The organism is Prolixibacter sp. NT017 (genome assembly GCF_009617875.1).
Taxonomy (GTDB): domain Bacteria; phylum Bacteroidota; class Bacteroidia; order Bacteroidales; family Prolixibacteraceae; genus Prolixibacter.
On record NZ_BLAV01000001.1, the window covers coordinates 3,079,044 to 3,096,473 of the forward strand.

At 46.4% G+C, this 17,430-nt stretch carries 12 protein-coding genes; 4 read left to right on the forward strand and 8 right to left on the reverse strand.

All coding sequences use genetic code 11. The annotated features are described in order from the left end of the window. Window positions 1–107 precede the first annotated feature (107 nt). A complete protein-coding gene (locus tag GJU87_RS12725) occupies window positions 108–1,922 on the forward strand; it encodes a lysophospholipid acyltransferase family protein (RefSeq protein WP_153639878.1) in 1,815 nt (604 codons plus the stop codon). 417 nt (window positions 1,923–2,339) lie between these two features. Here GJU87_RS12725 and GJU87_RS12730 read toward each other — a convergent pair whose 3' ends face one another. The 6 genes from GJU87_RS12730 to GJU87_RS12755 all read right to left on the reverse strand — a co-directional run bounded on the left by GJU87_RS12730 (window position 2,340) and on the right by GJU87_RS12755 (window position 7,564). Next, a complete protein-coding gene (locus GJU87_RS12730; protein ID WP_153639879.1) occupies window positions 2,340–2,921 on the reverse strand; it encodes an indolepyruvate oxidoreductase subunit beta in 582 nt (193 codons plus the stop codon). A gap of 22 nt (window positions 2,922–2,943) precedes the next feature. Further along, window positions 2,944–4,557, reverse strand: a complete 1,614-nt coding sequence (locus GJU87_RS12735) for a thiamine pyrophosphate-dependent enzyme (protein WP_153639880.1) — start codon at window positions 4,555–4,557, stop codon at window positions 2,944–2,946. A 178-nt stretch (window positions 4,558–4,735) separates the two neighbouring features. Further along, window positions 4,736–5,149, reverse strand: a complete 414-nt coding sequence (locus tag GJU87_RS12740) for a secondary thiamine-phosphate synthase enzyme YjbQ (protein ID WP_153639881.1) — start codon at window positions 5,147–5,149, stop codon at window positions 4,736–4,738. A gap of 30 nt (window positions 5,150–5,179) precedes the next feature. After that, window positions 5,180–5,920, reverse strand: coding sequence for a CAP domain-containing protein (locus tag GJU87_RS12745; RefSeq protein WP_194831527.1), 741 nt, complete (start codon window positions 5,918–5,920; stop codon window positions 5,180–5,182). Between the two features lie 10 nt (window positions 5,921–5,930). Further along, on the reverse strand, window positions 5,931–6,356 hold the full coding sequence (locus tag GJU87_RS12750; protein WP_153639883.1) for an arsenate reductase ArsC: 426 nt from the start codon (window positions 6,354–6,356) through the stop codon (window positions 5,931–5,933). Window positions 6,357–6,361: 5 nt separating this feature from the next. Beyond that, window positions 6,362–7,564 carry an anaerobic sulfatase maturase gene (locus GJU87_RS12755; RefSeq protein ID WP_153639884.1) on the reverse strand — a complete coding sequence of 401 codons (1,203 nt, stop codon included), beginning with the start codon at window positions 7,562–7,564 and terminating at the stop codon, window positions 6,362–6,364. A 170-nt stretch (window positions 7,565–7,734) separates the two neighbouring features. On the opposite strand from GJU87_RS12755, the gene GJU87_RS12760 reads away from it, so the two are divergent. The 3 genes from GJU87_RS12760 (at window position 7,735) to rocD (ending at window position 13,685) form a co-directional block, all read left to right on the forward strand. Further along, entirely contained in the window at window positions 7,735–10,194 is a 2,460-nt protein-coding gene (locus tag GJU87_RS12760) for a TonB-dependent receptor (protein ID WP_228491981.1), read from the forward strand. Between the two features lie 77 nt (window positions 10,195–10,271). Further along, a complete protein-coding gene (locus GJU87_RS12765) occupies window positions 10,272–12,320 on the forward strand; it encodes a BatA and WFA domain-containing protein (RefSeq protein WP_153639885.1) in 2,049 nt (682 codons plus the stop codon). Between the two features lie 147 nt (window positions 12,321–12,467). Continuing rightward, complete coding sequence (rocD, locus tag GJU87_RS12770; protein WP_305071373.1) at window positions 12,468–13,685, forward strand: ornithine--oxo-acid transaminase; 1,218 nt, start codon at window positions 12,468–12,470, stop codon at window positions 13,683–13,685. Between the two features lie 78 nt (window positions 13,686–13,763). Here the strand turns inward: rocD and GJU87_RS12775 are convergent, their stop codons facing one another. Continuing rightward, window positions 13,764–16,265 carry a LysM peptidoglycan-binding domain-containing protein gene (locus GJU87_RS12775; protein ID WP_153639886.1) on the reverse strand — a complete coding sequence of 834 codons (2,502 nt, stop codon included), beginning with the start codon at window positions 16,263–16,265 and terminating at the stop codon, window positions 13,764–13,766. Between the two features lie 157 nt (window positions 16,266–16,422). After that, window positions 16,423–17,409 carry a dihydroorotate dehydrogenase-like protein gene (locus GJU87_RS12780; protein WP_153639887.1) on the reverse strand — a complete coding sequence of 329 codons (987 nt, stop codon included), beginning with the start codon at window positions 17,407–17,409 and terminating at the stop codon, window positions 16,423–16,425. Window positions 17,410–17,430: the final 21 nt, after the last annotated feature.

Genomic DNA, 17,430 nt, shown 5'->3' on the forward strand with positions numbered 1-17,430 from the left:
CTTTATTTTTACATTTTATGTACAGAATGGTTACATCTCTCCAAAACATATCATACAGATTCCATTTTTTTTATCTTTAGCCCAACCTAGCACATGTTAAATTAACCATGGGAATCGTTAGCTCTAAAGACCTGGTAAAAGCCAGCCCATTCATCCAATATTTTGGGGGTGAATATTTTGCCAAATTCCTGATGCACCTCCTTCGCTTCAACGAGCTGAATACGCTCTACGAAGAGATTGGAAATAAATCGGGTATTGAATTCATTGATGCTTTAATTGATTATCTGGATATCCGTCTCGAATTTAATCCGCAGGACCTGGAACGAATTCCGGCAACGGGCGGATTCATAACGGTTTCGAACCATCCGTTTGGCGGTATCGATGGCATTCTGCTCATCAAACTGATGTCGATGGCACGCGATGATCAGAAAGTGTTGGCCAATTTCTTGCTGAAAAAGGTCAAACCGATCGGAGAATATTTTTTCGCAGTCAATCCGTTTGAGAATATGCCGGAAGCGGGTTCGAGCGTCAGTGGGATGAAAGCTGCTTTCGACCACATTAATGAAGGAGGCGTGCTCAGCATTTTCCCTGCCGGGGAAGTTTCGACCAAATACAACTCTGCCAATTTCATTGCCGACCGGGAATGGTTGTATCCGGCCATCAAATTCATCCGGAAAGCAGATGTGCCGGTAGTTCCCATCTTTTTTCACGGAACCAACAGCCGCATGTTTCACTGGCTGGGACGTATTCACCCGACACTTCGGACGGCCAGACTGGCATCGGAATTACTGAATAAAAAAGGAAAAACCATCAAGGTACGCATCGGAAATCCCATTCCGGTAAAAGAGCAACATTCGTTTACCGATATACATCAATACGGACGTTACCTTCGCTCAAAAACGTACTGTCTCGATACTGGTCTGGAAGTGAAACGCTTTTTCAACTATTCACTGAAAAGAAAAACCAAACCGGAAGAGATTATTGCTCCGGCATCCAAAGAGGCTATTCTGGAAGAGGTTCGCAACCTTCATCCCGATTTCCTGCTTTTCGATATCAAAAATTATTCGATTTACTGTGCACCGTCGGAGGTGATGCCCAATATTCTGCATGAAATTGGAAGACTGCGCGAAATTACCTTCCGGGAAGTGGGTGAAGGAACCAACCGGGCCACCGATCTCGATGAATTCGACCTCTACTACAACCAGATGTTTATCTGGGACCGGGACGAGGAGAAAATTGTGGGTGCCTACCGCATTGGAAAGGGAGCCGATATCATCCGGCAGTTTGGTGTTCAGGGATTTTACACCCAAAGCCTTTTCCGGATGAAAAAAGGTTTTAAAGACACGTTGAATCAATCGTTGGAACTCGGACGTTCGTTCATTGTGAAGGAATATCAGCGGAAACCTCTGCCTTTGTTCCTGCTGTGGAAAGGCATTCTCTATTTCCTTTTGCGAAATCCGGAATACAGATATCTTTTGGGACCGGTGAGCATCAGTAACACCTATTCCGAGAAATCGAAGGAGCTGATCATCCGCTATATTATGGCCAACTTTTACGACTACAAAAGCGCCAAACATATCCGTCCGCGCAACCGGCACAAAGTGACCACGCTGGATGAAAACCTGAATGTAGCGCTCGAGAATCTGACTGACGACATTCGTTCGCTGGACAAATTCATCGGCGATATTGATGAATACAACAAAGGATTGCCGGTTCTGCTGAAAAAATACCTGGGACTGAACGCCAAAATTATCGGCTTCAACGTCGATCCGAAATTCAATAACTGCCTGGACGGGCTGATTATTCTCGATCTGTTCGACGTACCCCAGGAAACCATTGTTTCCCTGTCGAAAGAAGCGAACGACATGAGTATCCTGGAACGGTTTTATTCCAACACAGAAACAGATAAAGCAAAAGAATAAAAGCAACTTAGCGATACAAAAAAGAGGCCGCCTCATTTTTCCCGGAGTCACCGCTTCATCTTTTATAATATACAGACCTCGTTTAAAACAGGTCCGTATGTTTTTGCGATGAGGTCCCGATCTTTTTTCAACCAGATCCGGACCTTGTTGAAAGAAAGTCCCGATCTGATTGCAAGAAGGTCCTTATCTTTTTTAAAAAAGTCCGGACTTTATTTTAAAAAATACGGACTTTCTAAAATCACGTCTTGATCTTTTTCAAAAACATCAAGACCTTTTAGCAAAAATGTTTAAGTATTTTGTTCGAAAAGTCTTGACAATTTTTATTTATGTCCTGATGTTTTTACCCAAATGAATACGAAGAAAGAGCCTGTCCAAAAAGCAAATGGACAGACTCTCACTTTTATATGGAAATAATATCTATCGGTTGGCTTCCGCGAATTTTCTTCCGGCCCGCAAAGCTTCGAGGTTCAGATTAACAATCGCCTCCCCCTTCCGTATAAAAATTTTGCGAATTCCGTCTTCAATCAGCCCGAACGGAATATCGATAAACGGTGAAGCGGCTCCCAGCATCACCATATTCGATGCGCGTGAGTTGCCCACTTCTTTCGCTACTTTGTCCGCATCGATGGCAATGTGATGCGGTTGTTTTTTTACTTCGCCCAATACTTTGTCAAGCTCCGGATAATCCGGAATATTCACGAAAGGCGTGGTATTGGTCACCACATACCCTTTCTTCGACAGGAAAGGCAAATAACGAAGTGATTCCATCGGCTCGACCGAAAGAATAATATCAGCTTCTCCAGCCGGAATTAAATCCGAGTAAATGGGATTATCCGACAATCGAAGGTACGATTGAACAGCACCACCACGCTGACTCATTCCGTGTGTTTCGGCCTGTTTCAGGTATAAATCGTTTTCAACGGCAGCCATTCCAAGCACAGCAGCAATCGATAAAATGCCCTGTCCGCCAACGCCTGCCAATACAATATCACATTTCATAATTCTTGTTTTTTCGATTTGACTAAGCGTTCTGTTCACTCTTCATCTTTTCGGCACGGATGCGACGAGCTGCTTTCTGAATACATTCCCTTCGCGGAACTATCACCGATACACCTTCGTAATTCACTTCCCGTTCAAGCAATTCTACCAACTTATCGTGATTTTTGGGATGCGCTTCAATCGTATGCAAGTGATCCGGATCAACGCCCAGACCAAGACAAATGGATTCGATTTTGCCCAAAGCTGCCGAATCTTGTCCGCCGGTCATCGAAACCGATTCATTGTCACAAATCAGCACGGTAATCGGAGTTTTTTCATTCACTGCATCCAGCAAACCGGTCATCCCCGAATGGGTAAAAGTCGAGTCGCCAATCACGGCCACCGACGGAAACAACCCGGCATCGGCTGCTCCTTTCGCCATCGTGATCGATGCGCCCATATCGACGCAGGAATTGATAGATGAATAAGGAGGTAGCGCGCCCAACGTGTAACAACCAATATCGGAGAATACATGGCCGTCACCAAATGGCTCCATCACCAAATTCAACGCTTTGTAGGTATCATGGTGGCTGCAACCTTTGCACAGCGCCGGGGGACGATTAGCCAGTACATCCGGTACCTTTTCACCTTTCTTAGCAGGAATTCCCAATGCCTTGGCAACATGGTCCGGATTCAGTTCACCTGCACGTGGCAAGGTTCCATCCAGCCGTCCCAGTATGCGGCGTCCGCGACAGAAGAACCCGCTCAGCATCTCTTCCACCAACGGATAACCTTCTTCCAGCACCAGAATTTCATCCACCTGCTCTTCCAGCTTTTTCAGCATATCTTCCGGCAACGGATACTGACTTAGTTTCACATGCGGATAAGGACATTCCTCGGGGTAGTTTTCCTTGAGGTAATTATAGGTGATGCCGCAGCAAATGATTCCCAGACTTTTGTCCTCGCCATCAAAATACTGATTAAATGACGCCTTTTCTGCGCTTTCGCGGAAAGAATCCTGTTTCTCCAGCAGACCAGCGTAACGCTTACGGGCAATGGCCGGAAGCAACACAAATTGTCTCGGATCTTTCGGTAATGAGCCGGTATTTTCAGGCATCGGTTCTACTGTTTCCACGCCGGCACGCGAATGCGCCAAACGGGTGGTAATACGTAGCAAAACCGGAACGCCTAGCTTCTCGGATAATTCAAATCCGGTACAGGCCATTTCGTAAGCTTCCTGCTGATTGGATGGCTCCAGGATGGGAAGCATCGAGAATTTTCCGTAAAAACGGGAATCTTGTTCGTTCTGAGACGAGTGCATCGAAGGGTCGTCGGCTACCGTGACAATCAATCCACCATTCACTCCGGTAATGGCCGAATTGACAAATGCGTCAGCAGCTACGTTTAATCCCACGTGTTTCATGCAGACCATGGCTCGCTTACCGGCATACGACATGCCCAGTCCTGCTTCCATTGCCGTCTTCTCGTTAGCTGACCATTCACGGTGAATGTTTCGCTCCTTTGCTACCGCATTCTCCTGAACATATTCGGTGATTTCGGTAGAGGGAGTCCCGGGATAGGCATAGACGCCCGACATTCCTCCGTCGATCGCGCCCTGTCCGATGGCCTCCACCCCGAGCAGTAATTTTTTAGTCATAGCGTATATGTACGTTTTATCGGTTTGTGTAGTTGAATCATTATCAATAGATTCTTAAAGCAACAGAAAAAACGGACCAATAAAAATGATCGATTGCAGGATTCAGCACCCTGCAATCGATATGACCTAATATAAAATGTTTCTAAACCTGATGAATGAAATGACGTGCAATATCCGGTTATTCCCCCATGATCGTCACCACAATCTTCCGTGAACCGCCACGATTCCGGAATTCGCAGAGGTAAATTCCCTGCCAGGTTCCCAAGTTCAGTCGACCATTTGTCACCGGAATCGTGAGATTTGCACCGAGAAGAGATGACTTCAGGTGAGCCGGCATGTCATCAGAACCTTCGAGTACGTGCGTAAAAACCGGATCATTTTCCGGAACCAGTTTGTTCATGAACGATTCGAAATCATCGCGTACCGATAGATCGGCATTTTCATTCAGCGAAAGCGCCGCCGATGTATGTTTAATAAGCAAATGAACCAGTCCAACTTTAGGCAACTCGGAAAGCTGCCGCTGAATTTCACTGGTGATTAAGTGGTAACCTCGCCGGTATGGCGAAAGAGTAATTTCGAATTGCTTCATCATAACGATTCATCTTTTGTGATTCAGGAACGGTTATTTGGTGCCGAAATCCTGAACCAGATAGTTGTCATATTTGCTCGCTGTATTTCGGTAGAAACCGATGCCAACCACTTTATACGAACTATCTAGAATATTTTTTCGGTGACCGACACCTGATATGCCTGTGTCGATAATCAGCAGCTTGACAAATGCAATGGCCGCTCCATTCGGATCGGATTCTGCATTATACGACGGATATGAACCAGCCGCAATATTTTCTCCCACTGAACCAGTATAACCTTCGGCCTCTGCCCTCGATTGCGGTGTCCCGTTTTCGGTGTGGCCGAAAACATTGTTGTCGGCCATGTATTTCGCATATTTCGTTGCTGAAGTAGTCAACAGGTTATTCAAAGTTAAGGCATTTACAGCAGAGCGGCTGGTTAAATCATTGTACGCTCCATTGTCTGTACCTGAATTATACTCACTTTTCAACCGCTGATTGGCATAATCTGCCGGCTTCGTCCGGGCAAAATTGATTTCGGCCAGCATCGCATCTTTGAATGTTACATTCCCGGAAGGCGTGGTCGATGTCGTGTCCGGTGGTGTCGACGTTGACGTTGACGTGGTGTCTGAAGTTGTAGTAGACGTTGAATCCTGAACGCTCCCGCTACCTGATTGATCCGGTAACGGAACCAACGTTTCGTCCGGCGAACAACTCCATCCCAGCGCTACCCAAAATAATACGGCCATTATCCGGCCGGCGACCCAATAATTCTTCTGTTTTTTCCGTTTCATTTTCCCCCTTTTAAAATTCCAACCCCAACTTGCGAACAGCATAGTTAAAGGCATAATCATCTATCTCATCTACACTCCGGCGATATATTTTCAATCGCTCTTTCTCCTCATCCGTCGCCTGTTTCGGATCGTCAAAAATGGCTTCCTCCACTGTTGCCGACGGGTATTTACTCATCGCTTCACTGGTCGCCAAGGGGGTAAGCGTTATGATTTGGTCGAAATGTGTCTCGTCCAACTCTCCCAGTGTATTACTTTTGGCTTCCCGGATGTCCACCACCGCTTCAATCATCGCCTTCACGGCAAACGCATCCATGTTGCAGGGCCTCAAACCGGCGCTTCGAATCACCACATTATTTCGCGTATAATAGCGCAGCCATCCCTCCAGCATTTGCGAACGGGCAGCGTTTTCAGTGGTCAATATCAAAACTTTCGCCATAAAAATTATTTCTTCATAAAATCCTTAAATGCATTATACGTCCCGCCGGTTTGCTGATACTCCTGGTAATCTGCCTGCTGTTTTTTCCATTCGGCAGCCATCCGGGACAGCACTCCATCGGCATGTTCGAAAAACATCATGTATGCTTCACAGAAACGAGGCTTCCGATGATCGCGCGGGTCCTTAATCCGGTCCTTCGTGCAACCACCGTAACACTTCGTATACCAACGGCATTGACGACATTTAACAGGAACTGCACTCTTCGCCCGACCAAAAGCCTGTTGTTTTTTGGAATTCAACATATTAACAATTTTGTCATGTCGAATATTTCCCAAACGGTATTTCGGATCGACAAAAAAGTCACAGGAATAAACGTTGCCGTTGTGCTCAATCACCGTATAAACGCCACATTCGCGCATAAATGCACACTCGGGGACTTCCATTCCCACGTAGGTGTGGAAAACCGTTTCGAAGTGACGAATGGACGTGGTGGGTTGTCCGTTTTCGAAATCGGCCAGCCATAAATCGAAAAGCTCAACCAGGAACTTTCCATATTTCTCCGCTGTTACCGAAAAGGATGCGGCTTGGGTGGGATCATCCTTGTCCGGTTCCACAATGGGAATGAACTGCATGTAATTTAAGCCAAGACGCTTAAAATAATTGTAAAGCTCCGCTGCATAATCGGCCGAATAATCGGTCACACAACACATGGCATTTACAGCCACACCTTCTTCCAACAACATCTTCGCCACATTCTCCACCTTTTCCCAGGTAGGCTGCTCACCTTTATCCTTACGAAAACGGTCGTGAATATGTTGCGAACCATCCAGTGACAAACCGATGAGCCAGTCGTATTCCTTGAAGAATTTGGCCCAATCGCGATTCAGCAACGTTCCGTTAGTTTGGAAGCCGTTGCCGATAACTTTTCCGTACCCAAATTTCTGCTCCAGCTCAATCGCCCGCTTGTAGAAATCCAGTCCCATCAAAGCCGGTTCCCCGCCCTGCCAGGCGATGGAAACGTTCTGTCCCGATTGCTGCATCACCTGCCGAATCATTTCTTCCTGGATTTCCGGCGACATCCGGTGTACTTTCGTATCCGGAAACAGCTCGCCCTTTTCCAGGTAAAAGCAATAACTGCAATCGAGATTACAGTCGGGGCCGGCAGGTTTTACCAGTACCGAGTTCAATGGTTTGTAACGTACACTCACGGAAAATCTATGCTCTACAATTCTTTCTCAGTCTCACAATTATGTGATATTTGCAAACATAGTCAAAAATATGAGCGGGAGAAAATCATTCCTTTAGTTTAAATTCGCTCAATTCAGACGATTTAACCATCTTTATGGTAACCAAATTCACGTTGAAGCGCCCGATTCTTATGAGAAAATGTTTCGTCGTTTTTTCGATGCTCATCTGCTTGCTGGCTATTCCTTTAACAGGAAAAAGTCAGACATTGACGGCTCATGTCAAAGGACAGGTGACCGACGAAAAAGGAGCGCCGCTCGAATTAGTGAACATTTCCCTCAAAGGCTTAGCAGTTGGAACCAGCACCGACGAAAACGGCCGGTTTATCTTGCAGGTTCCGGCACGAAAAGAGGAAACGCTTTTTATCTCCCGGGTGGGTTATCAATCAGTCGAGATGAAAATTTTCCTCACTCCCGGCGAAGAAAAAACGATTACGCCGTTATTGAAGCTACTTCCCGGAAAGATTAATGAAGTAACGGTTTCGGAAGCCCGCCGTGAAAAAAACGGAATGACAACGTTGAATCCGAAGTTGACGACTCATATACCAGAAGTCGCGGGAGGTGGCGTGGAAGCGTTACTGAAAACCATGCCCGGTGTTTATTCCAACAACGAACTTAGTTCCCGTTACTCGGTTCGCGGCGGAAACTTCGATGAAAACCTGGTGTACATTAACGGAATTGAAGTGTACCGACCTTTCCTCGTTCGCTCCGGACAACAGGAAGGTTTGAGCATCATCAATCCCGACATGGTTTCGTCCATCGAGTTTTCTTCCGGCGGTTTCGACGCTTCGTATGGCGACAAGATGTCTTCGGTACTCGATATTCATTACCGGAAACCTCAACAAACTGCCGCTTCTGCGGAAGTGAGTTTACTGGGAGCTTCGGCTCATGTGGAAGGAACAGCATTGAAAAACCGGTTCACCCACATCACGGGAATCCGATACAAAACCAATCGTTACCTGTTGGGAACATTGGACCAGAAGGGAGATTATTCTCCCAACTTCCTTGATTTCCAAACTTACCTCACCTATCAGTTTTCACCTAAACTCACGCTGGGTTTCCTGGGAAATGTTGCGTCGAATGTCTATCAATTTATCCCAACAACCAGGAAAACACAATACGGAACCTGGAGCCAGGTGTACCAACTGAAGATTTACTTCGACGGACAGGAAAAGGACCGATACGAAACCAAACTCGGTGCGTTGAATCTCGATTTTCATCCTATAGACAAGCTTCATTTAAAGTTGACTGCTTCCGCTTTTCATTCGGTGGAAGCAGAGCGATATGACATCCAGGGGCAATACCTATTGAACGAAGTGGATATTTCTCCCGGCTCGGCTACTTACGCCGACAGCACGATGAACATTGGCATTGGCTCCTATCTCAACCATGCCCGCAACAATCTCGATGCCCGCGTGATGAATGTCGAACATCGTGGAGAACTGCAGGAAGGCAGTCACAAAATTGGTTGGGGATTGCAATTCCGTCACGAAACGTTTGACGAAAAAATCAACGAATGGCAAATGCGCGATTCGGCCGGTTATTCGCTACCGCGAAACGACCAGGCGGTGGAACTCTACCAGTCCGTGAATGCGAAAAACAACATCAGCAGCAATCGCTTTTCCGGATTCATTCAGGATACCTGGAATATTCCGTTGGCCGACGGCAATCTCAACCTGAACGGCGGAATCCGAGCCCAGTACTGGGATTTCAACGAACAGACCATTGTAAGCCCTCGTGTTTCGGCTACGTGGTACCCGAACTGGCAAAAGAATTACGTCTTCCGGTTGGCCTGGGGGAAATACCAGCAGATGCCGTTTTTCAAAGAACTACAAACCATCGATGGACAAATTAACCGGAATGTAAAAGCACAGGATGCGACCCATTATGTGGCCGGCGTCGATCACCAGTTTCGTCTATGGGAACGTCCATTCAAACTCTCATCCGAAGTCTATTACAAATCGCTCCAAAATCTGATTCCCTACCAGATTGACAACATCCGTATCCGCTACCTTTCGGGAGAAGTCGCCAAAGGTTACGCTTACGGCCTCGACATGAAACTGAACGGCGAGTTTGTGAGCGGTATTCAGTCGTGGGCCAGCCTTTCGCTCATGAAAACAGAAGAAGACATTAGCGGCGACCAGTACACGATTACCGATGCGAACGGAAATACGCAAATTGTTTATCCGGGTTATATTCCGCGCCCAACGGACCAGCGCGTGAATTTCAGCCTCTTTTTTCAGGATTATTTCCCAGGATATCCGTCCATTAAGATGTACCTGACGCTGCATTACGGTTCAAAATTGCCTTTCGGTCCACCAAACAATGAACGTTGGATGGACACCTTCCGGATGCCGCCTTACCGCCGCGTGGATATCGGCTTCACCAAAACATTGTTTTCCGGTGAGAACCGCAATATAAAAAACCGATTGGGAATGAAAGCTGCTTCCATTTCGCTGGAGGTTTTCAACCTGATGGATATCAACAACACCATTTCTTATTTCTGGGTAACCGACGTCTACAATCAAATGCACGCTGTCCCCAATTACCTAACGGGAAGAAGAATCAATCTGAAACTTTCGGCCCGATTTTAACGGCCTTGGCGGATTTCCGATTTTCAGCTAATTTCGGAGCCGGGAATGATTAACACCTTAATTCAACGCTAAAGCAAATGACCTTTTTATATCCGACATATTTCTGGGCACTGTTCCTGATTCTCATTCCCATCATTATTCACATTTTCAAGTTTCGGCGATACACCACGGTGTATTTCAGCAACGTCAGAGCGCTGAGCCAGCTGAAAAAGGAGAAGAAACAGCAAAAGCATCTGAAGGAATTGTTGATACTCGCCAGTCGGATATTGGCAATCGCATTTCTGGTTACCGCTTTCGCTCACCCTTTTATTCCTCCAAAGAATGCCTCAACGGATACCAATTTGAATAAAGCAGGCATTTACATCGACAATTCCTTCAGTATGCTGGCCGGCTCCGAGGGAAACAACCTCCTGGAACAGGCCAAACAGGGAGCGTTGAACCTGGCTAATGCTTATCCGGCTGATACCAAGTTTGCATTGGTCACGAACGATTTGTCACTCCAAAATCAACGTTTGCTCGACCGCAGCATGTTGTTGGACCGCATCAGTGCCGTTCAGGCCACACCGGCCCGTCCGCCACTGTCGCAAATCATGCGGGTGCTTTCCCAACGGCTGAAAGATGAGAAGAATGCCAGCCCGAATTCCGTTTACCTGTTGAGCGATTTTCAGAAAAACATTTCGGATATCGGGCGGATAAAGGCGGACACTTCGATGAGCCTGAATATTGATTTGTTAAAGGCGCAGCAATCCAACAATCTTCTCGTTGATTCAGTCTGGTTTGCCGTACCCGGAAGAATTAAAGGAACAGCCGAAACACTTTATGCCCGGGTCAGAAATAACGGAGACCAGGAGTTGACAGACGTTCCCATGCGTTACATCGAAAACGACTCGTTGCGTGCTGTCACCAGTTTTGACCTGAAACCCGACCAGGAAAAAACCGTTTCTCTGAAATTTACTGCCCGAAGTGCGGGAATTAAAAATGCCCGGGTGGAATTGACCGATTATCCGGTTACCTATGACAACACACTTTATATCGGCTTCCGGGTAACTGGGCGAATTAACGCACTGGTGATTCACGGAAACGATGAAAGCGCAAAATATCTTTCGGCATTGCTAAAAACCGATAGTCTGGTGCACTACCAGGAAGTTGGCTGGCAGCAGGTCCGAACCGGCGACTTCAGTAAGCAACAGATTATTTTTCTCACCCAACTTCCGGAACTTTCTTCCGGGTTGACAGCAAGTCTGACGCAATTTATTCGCCAAGGCGGAACCGTCGTTTTCTTCCCGGCGAGAAATGGTGATTTAGAGTCGTACAACCACTTCATCAACGAAATGCAGGGAAATCCTTTTTCGGCAAATGCCGACACAACCTCCATGCGCATCGCGAAGCTTGATGTCACGAATCCACTTTTCCAGAATGTTTTCAGTGGTCCCAATCCGGATGGCGATTTGCCGGAAGTGAAAATTCATTTGCCAAGTCAAACAGCTCAATCCAGCGCATTGCCTATTCTTTCGCTGGCCAATGGAAATCTGCTTTTGAGCGAAAGTCAGCCCGGGAAAGGAAAATTCTTCCTGTTCACACTGCCGTCATCGCAGGAAAACCGTGCATTCTTCACCAACGCGTTGTTTGTTCCGCTGATATACAAAATGGTGCTGAACAGTGTGCAAGGTTCGCCGCTGTATTACACCATCGGACAAGATAAAGTGATTGACCTTCCCTTCCCGGGAAACGGAAATGTACAGAGCGGAATGAAACTGAAAGGAGTTGGCAACTCGTTTGATTGGCTGCCCACCGTACAGCCTCTTCCGGGAAACCGATTTCAAATGAAAACCGATGCCGTTACCCAAGGCGGAAACTACGAATTGACGTCCGGAAACGGAGCCTTGCCGCTGGCTTTTAATTACGATCGGAAAGAATCAGCCCCGGATTGTTACAACGCCGACCAACTCTCAGAGCAACTCCAACAAACTGGCTTCCAAAAGGTCCATTTTATGACCGCATCAAAGACTGAACTTTCTGCTCATTTCGATGTCGTACATAATGGGAGACAACTTTGGAGGTTATTCATGGTACTCGCCATCATGGCCCTTCTGGCTGAAGTTTTAATTATCCGTTTTTGGAAATAATCCGGTAACAAATTAGCAACCACTTTTCATCTTTCGCTTCCGGTTTAACGTCAAAATAAAAACGGGGCTATTGCAGAACATTTTGATAATGCCAATTAAATCCTTTAGCTTCAACTCCCGCTGATATTGTATAAAACCATAGTACGTATGAATATGACAACAAAGGACTACATTGCCCGTGAAGATAAATACGGAGCACATAACTATCACCCGCTTCCCGTTGTACTGGAACGTGGCGAAGGAATTTTTGTATGGGATGTGGAAGGCAAGAAATATTATGACTTCCTGGCTGCATACTCGGCGGTAAACCAAGGACACTCGCACCCTAAAATTGTAAAAGCACTGACCGATCAGGCCAATAAACTGGCGCTGACCTCACGAGCGTTTTATAACAACGTACTCGGTGAGTGGGAAGAGTACATCACCAAGCTGTTTGGCTACGATAAAATGCTGCCGATGAACTCGGGCGCCGAAGCCGACGAAACAGCGCTGAAGCTGATTCGCAAATGGGCTTATAAAGTAAAAGGCGTTCCGCAGAATGAAGCCCGCATTATTTGCTGCGACGGCAACTTCCACGGACGTACCATCTCCATCATTTCGATGTCGACTGACCCGGATGCATATGGCGACTACGGACCTTATACGCCTGGTTTTGTAAAAGTTCCGTATAACGATTTGGAAGCACTCGAAGCAGAGCTGAAGAATCCGAATACGGCAGGTTTCCTCGTAGAGCCGATTCAGGCGGAAGCCGGTGTTTACGTTCCGGAAGATGGTTACCTGAAAAAAGCCAAAGCATTGTGTGAAAAACACAACGTTCTTTTCGTTGCCGACGAAGTGCAAACCGGACTGGGCCGTACAGGCAAAATGCTGGCCTGTGACCACGAAGATGTTCGTCCGGACATTCTGGTACTCGGAAAAGCCATTTCAGGCGGTTTAATGCCCGTTTCCTGCGTGTTGGCAGATGATGAAGTAATGCTGACCATCAAACCGGGAGAACATGGTTCTACGTACGGTGGAAACCCAATTGCCGCAAAAGTTGCGATTGCCGCCCTGGAAGTACTGCAGGAAGAGAACCTGGTGGATAACTCCGAAAAGATTGGCGCTTATTTCCGCAAGGAGATGAAAGCCATCGACTCACCGCTGATTCAGGAAGTACGTGGAAAAGGTTTGCTGAACGCTATTCAGATTAAACCAACCAATGGTAAAACGGCCTGGGATGTTTGTCTCGCCATGAAAGAGCACGGCCTCATTGCGAAACCCACGCATGAGCACACCATCCGTTTCACTCCGCCGCTGACCATCACCGAGGAGCAAATGGCTGAAGCCATCGCTCTGATCAAGAAAGCATTCGCTGAGTTCGAATAAATACAAAACGTCAGACACAAAAAAGGCCTTTCCGCGATATGGAAAGGCCTTTTTATTTTTAATTCCCTGGTTTATTGACTAATTCCGGTTGCCCGGAAACGTAATAACATTGTTCTGTTGATTCGTACTGTCGGGTTGCATCTCTTCCGGTTGTCCTGAAATCAACAACGGCAAATCACCTACTTTTCCAACGGCCTTCACATGGTAGTCGCGCGTATATTTCATGATATACAGCGTATGGTTCATGTATCCGCCAAAATCTGACACCTTCTGGAAGTTGTAATCGCCTTGCAGCAAGTGCACATTCAGATATGGGAGGCATTGAGCAAAGTTGGTTCCGAATTTCTGAATAGCATTCACAAAATAATTCGTGATATCGTATCCCTGGAAACTGAACTGATTAGGCTCATCGTAAAAATTATTCCGATAACGCTCAATAAACCTTACAACCCCCTTATCACGATAGTCGATATAATAAGGCGTCAGGTAATGCAACTTCAGGTTATGCAGATAATCGGTTTCAATACTCCGGTAACGTGAAAATTCCGAAAGGCCGACCAGCGTAATGTTATATTTCTTGGCCGCTGTATTCAAGTTTGTTACTGCCACACTCACGTCGGCTTCACGAGTCATCGGCACAATCACCACGTTATCCTTGTTCGGCTCAAGCAGATGAATCAGTCCGTAGTAGCCGCCTTCGCGGAAATCGAATTCGTGGAACAGTACCGATGGTGTCTGGTCGTAATAGCCGGTTGCGAAGAATTTGTTCCGCACCCAATCCACCAGTTGCGACTCATCGAGATGCGCATTATTGCCCATCTGCATCACGATGAAATTCTTGTTAAAGTAATCGTCGCCCAGATAATCAGCCGTTGCTTTCAAACGGTACATCTTGTCCGGGTTAATTTGAAAATAATATGGATTCTTGTCAGCAAGCCCTCCGTTGGACGCCAGCGGAGAAACCATCGGAATCCGGTTTTTAGCCGAAAGTTCCGAGACCAGTTTCTGGCATTTTGGATACACCGGACCAATAATCAAATTCAGCGACAAGAACTCGGGACGTTGAACCAATTGCCGGATTACACTCGTATCCTGGTTTGTATCGTATACATACAATTCCGTTTTGATTCCTTGTTGTTTCAACGTATCCAGTGCCAGTAAAACTCCTTCGTAAAAATCGAGGAAATTAACCGATGGCTCGTACACAATCTTGTGGTCTCTCACCTTCACCGAATCAACAACCGGGTCATCAATTCCGGCAGCCTTTTGTTCGTCAATCTGCTTCTGGATTTCGTCCGGTGTCATCCGGATATAATTGATCGTGTCATTTGCTTCGAGATACAACGGTAGGAACAATCCAATTTTAATCGGCTCGTTACCCGACCAGCTCATTCCCATACATTCAGCTTTGGGCGCAGCCGGATTAGGCTCGACTTCGTATGCTGGCGTTTGAACCGGAACGTTCGATTTAATTTCATCCGTAAGATTTTCCTTCAATTCTTCCGGGACACCGGGTTTGGGAATCAGCAACTGCTCGCCAACTACCGGTCCACGCAATTTCAACACGGGATTCAGCTCTTTTAGCTGACTGATTTTTACATTATACTGATGCGAAAGTCCGTAAAGCGTTTCGCCTTTGGTAACCGTATGATATTGAAATAAATTCTTATCAATAGGAACAACTTTCGTTGAAGCCACCTGCTTCTCCGGAATTCGAATTACGAGACCGGCATTCAACCCATCAAATAATTGCGGATTCAATTTTACCAACTCATCCTGCGATACACCAAAACGCTGTTTCAAACTGAAGTAGGTTTCGCCCGTTTCCACGCGGTAGGTAAAATATTTCCCTGATGCCATTGGAACCAATTGGGTAGGTTGAGTGGAAGCCTGTTTGGGAATTCTCAGCATACTTCCGGTTTCGAGTGACTGAGCTGCCCCCGGATTCGCTTTCACGATTTCACTAATCTTCCGGTTATACTCTTTCGAAATGGAATAGAGTGTTTCCCCTTTCTCCACTTTGTGGTAAATATAGTTGTCATTTTCCTGGGGCGCTTGCTGCGTTTCCGTTGTCGGTTGCGTTTGCCGCGGAATGCGCAAAACTTCGCCTACCAGCAATTCTTTCTTTGCTTCCGGATTGTATTTGTAGATGGTTTGAACGTCCACACCATACTGACGGGAGATGGAGTAAACGGTTTCCTGCGGTTTCACCGGATGGAAAAAGAAATCAGCCGAAGGTGGCAAAGCGTGCTGCTTCTCGCGTGTTTTATGTCGGCGTCGTCTTTTTTCTTTCCTCGATTCACTTTTTTGCATCTTCCCCACTGGAATTCGCAGGATTTCACCAATCGAAAGTCCATCCTTTACTGACGGATTTTCATCCGCAATTTCGGTTTGCGATACTCCGTACGATTGAGAAATCGAATACAAGGTCTGCCCTTTTTCAACGGTATGCAACAGGTATTTTTTCCCGCCTATGACAACAGTCTCGGATGAAATTTTGACCTGAGCTACTGTCGGGATTACCGTCAGCGCAAACAAAAAAGTGAAAACTATGGTAAAACGGCTTATTCTGGTCTTCATTTTCAATATCTACAGAAATGTCAAATAGTTGGCCGAAAGGTAAGAAATTTTGCAAACATTCCTGAACGCTCTCTTCCTCCCAAGTGACGGAGAAACAAAAAAAAGCCGGCTTTCATTTGTCATTAAAAGCCGGTTAGTCAGAAGTATTAAATTTTGTTTAATCGTGCTCGCCAAAGTTACGCATGAACTGAACGCGCATATAAGCAGCCGGATCGACATCATTCCCCAGGCTCAACTTACCTTTGAAATCCTCGACCGAAGCATAGTTGTGACGCTCCATCCAGTCGGAAAGTCCCTGGTTAAAATCTTTGATAACGCTCACTTTGTCAATATACAATGCTGAGACTACCTGTACCACTGAAGCACCTGCCAGCAACATCCGGACGACCGTTTTCCAGTCGTGCACTCCGGTTGAAGCAGCCAAATCGCAATTAACGCGTTTGGCCATGATGCCAATCCACCTGAGTGGCAGTGTATAATCCGAATCGGTTGAGAATACATCGGCACTGATCATTTTCTCGTCTTCCACATCGATGTCCGGACTGTAGAACTTGTTGAATAGCACCAGTCCACTGATTTCGGCAAACGACAAGTCGCGAATCATCCCTCCGAGGTTCGAGAAGTACGGACTGATTTTCAGCGAAAGCGGGATTTTAATATTCGAAGCAACACGGGTGGCCACATCAAAATAGATGCTTTCATTCTCGCGGCTGTTTTGCGAAAGGTCGGAAGGCCGGATGAACATATTCAGTTCGATAGCATCGGCACCGGCCTCTTCCAGTTTTTTGGCAAAGAATGACCACTCCTGGTTTGAGACGCAGTTGATACTGGCAATTACCGGTATGGACAGTGCTTTCTTTGCATCGGAAACCAGCTGGATGTAACGCTTCAGATTTCCCTCACGGATTTCGTAGTCGTAATAATCCAAAAACTCGAGGTTGTTATCCATCGGCCCCAGCTTTTTCATCTCTTCGGCATACTCGAGGTAAATTTCTTCCTCGAAAACCGACTTGAGCACGACAGCTCCTGCCCCGGCTTTTTCAATTTCCCGAAGACTTTCGATGGAATTGGTTAATCCGCTACTCCCAGCGATTATGGGGCTTTTTAATTCCAATCCAAGATATGAAACAGAAAGATCAGGCATGATTCGATTTACTTTTAGATA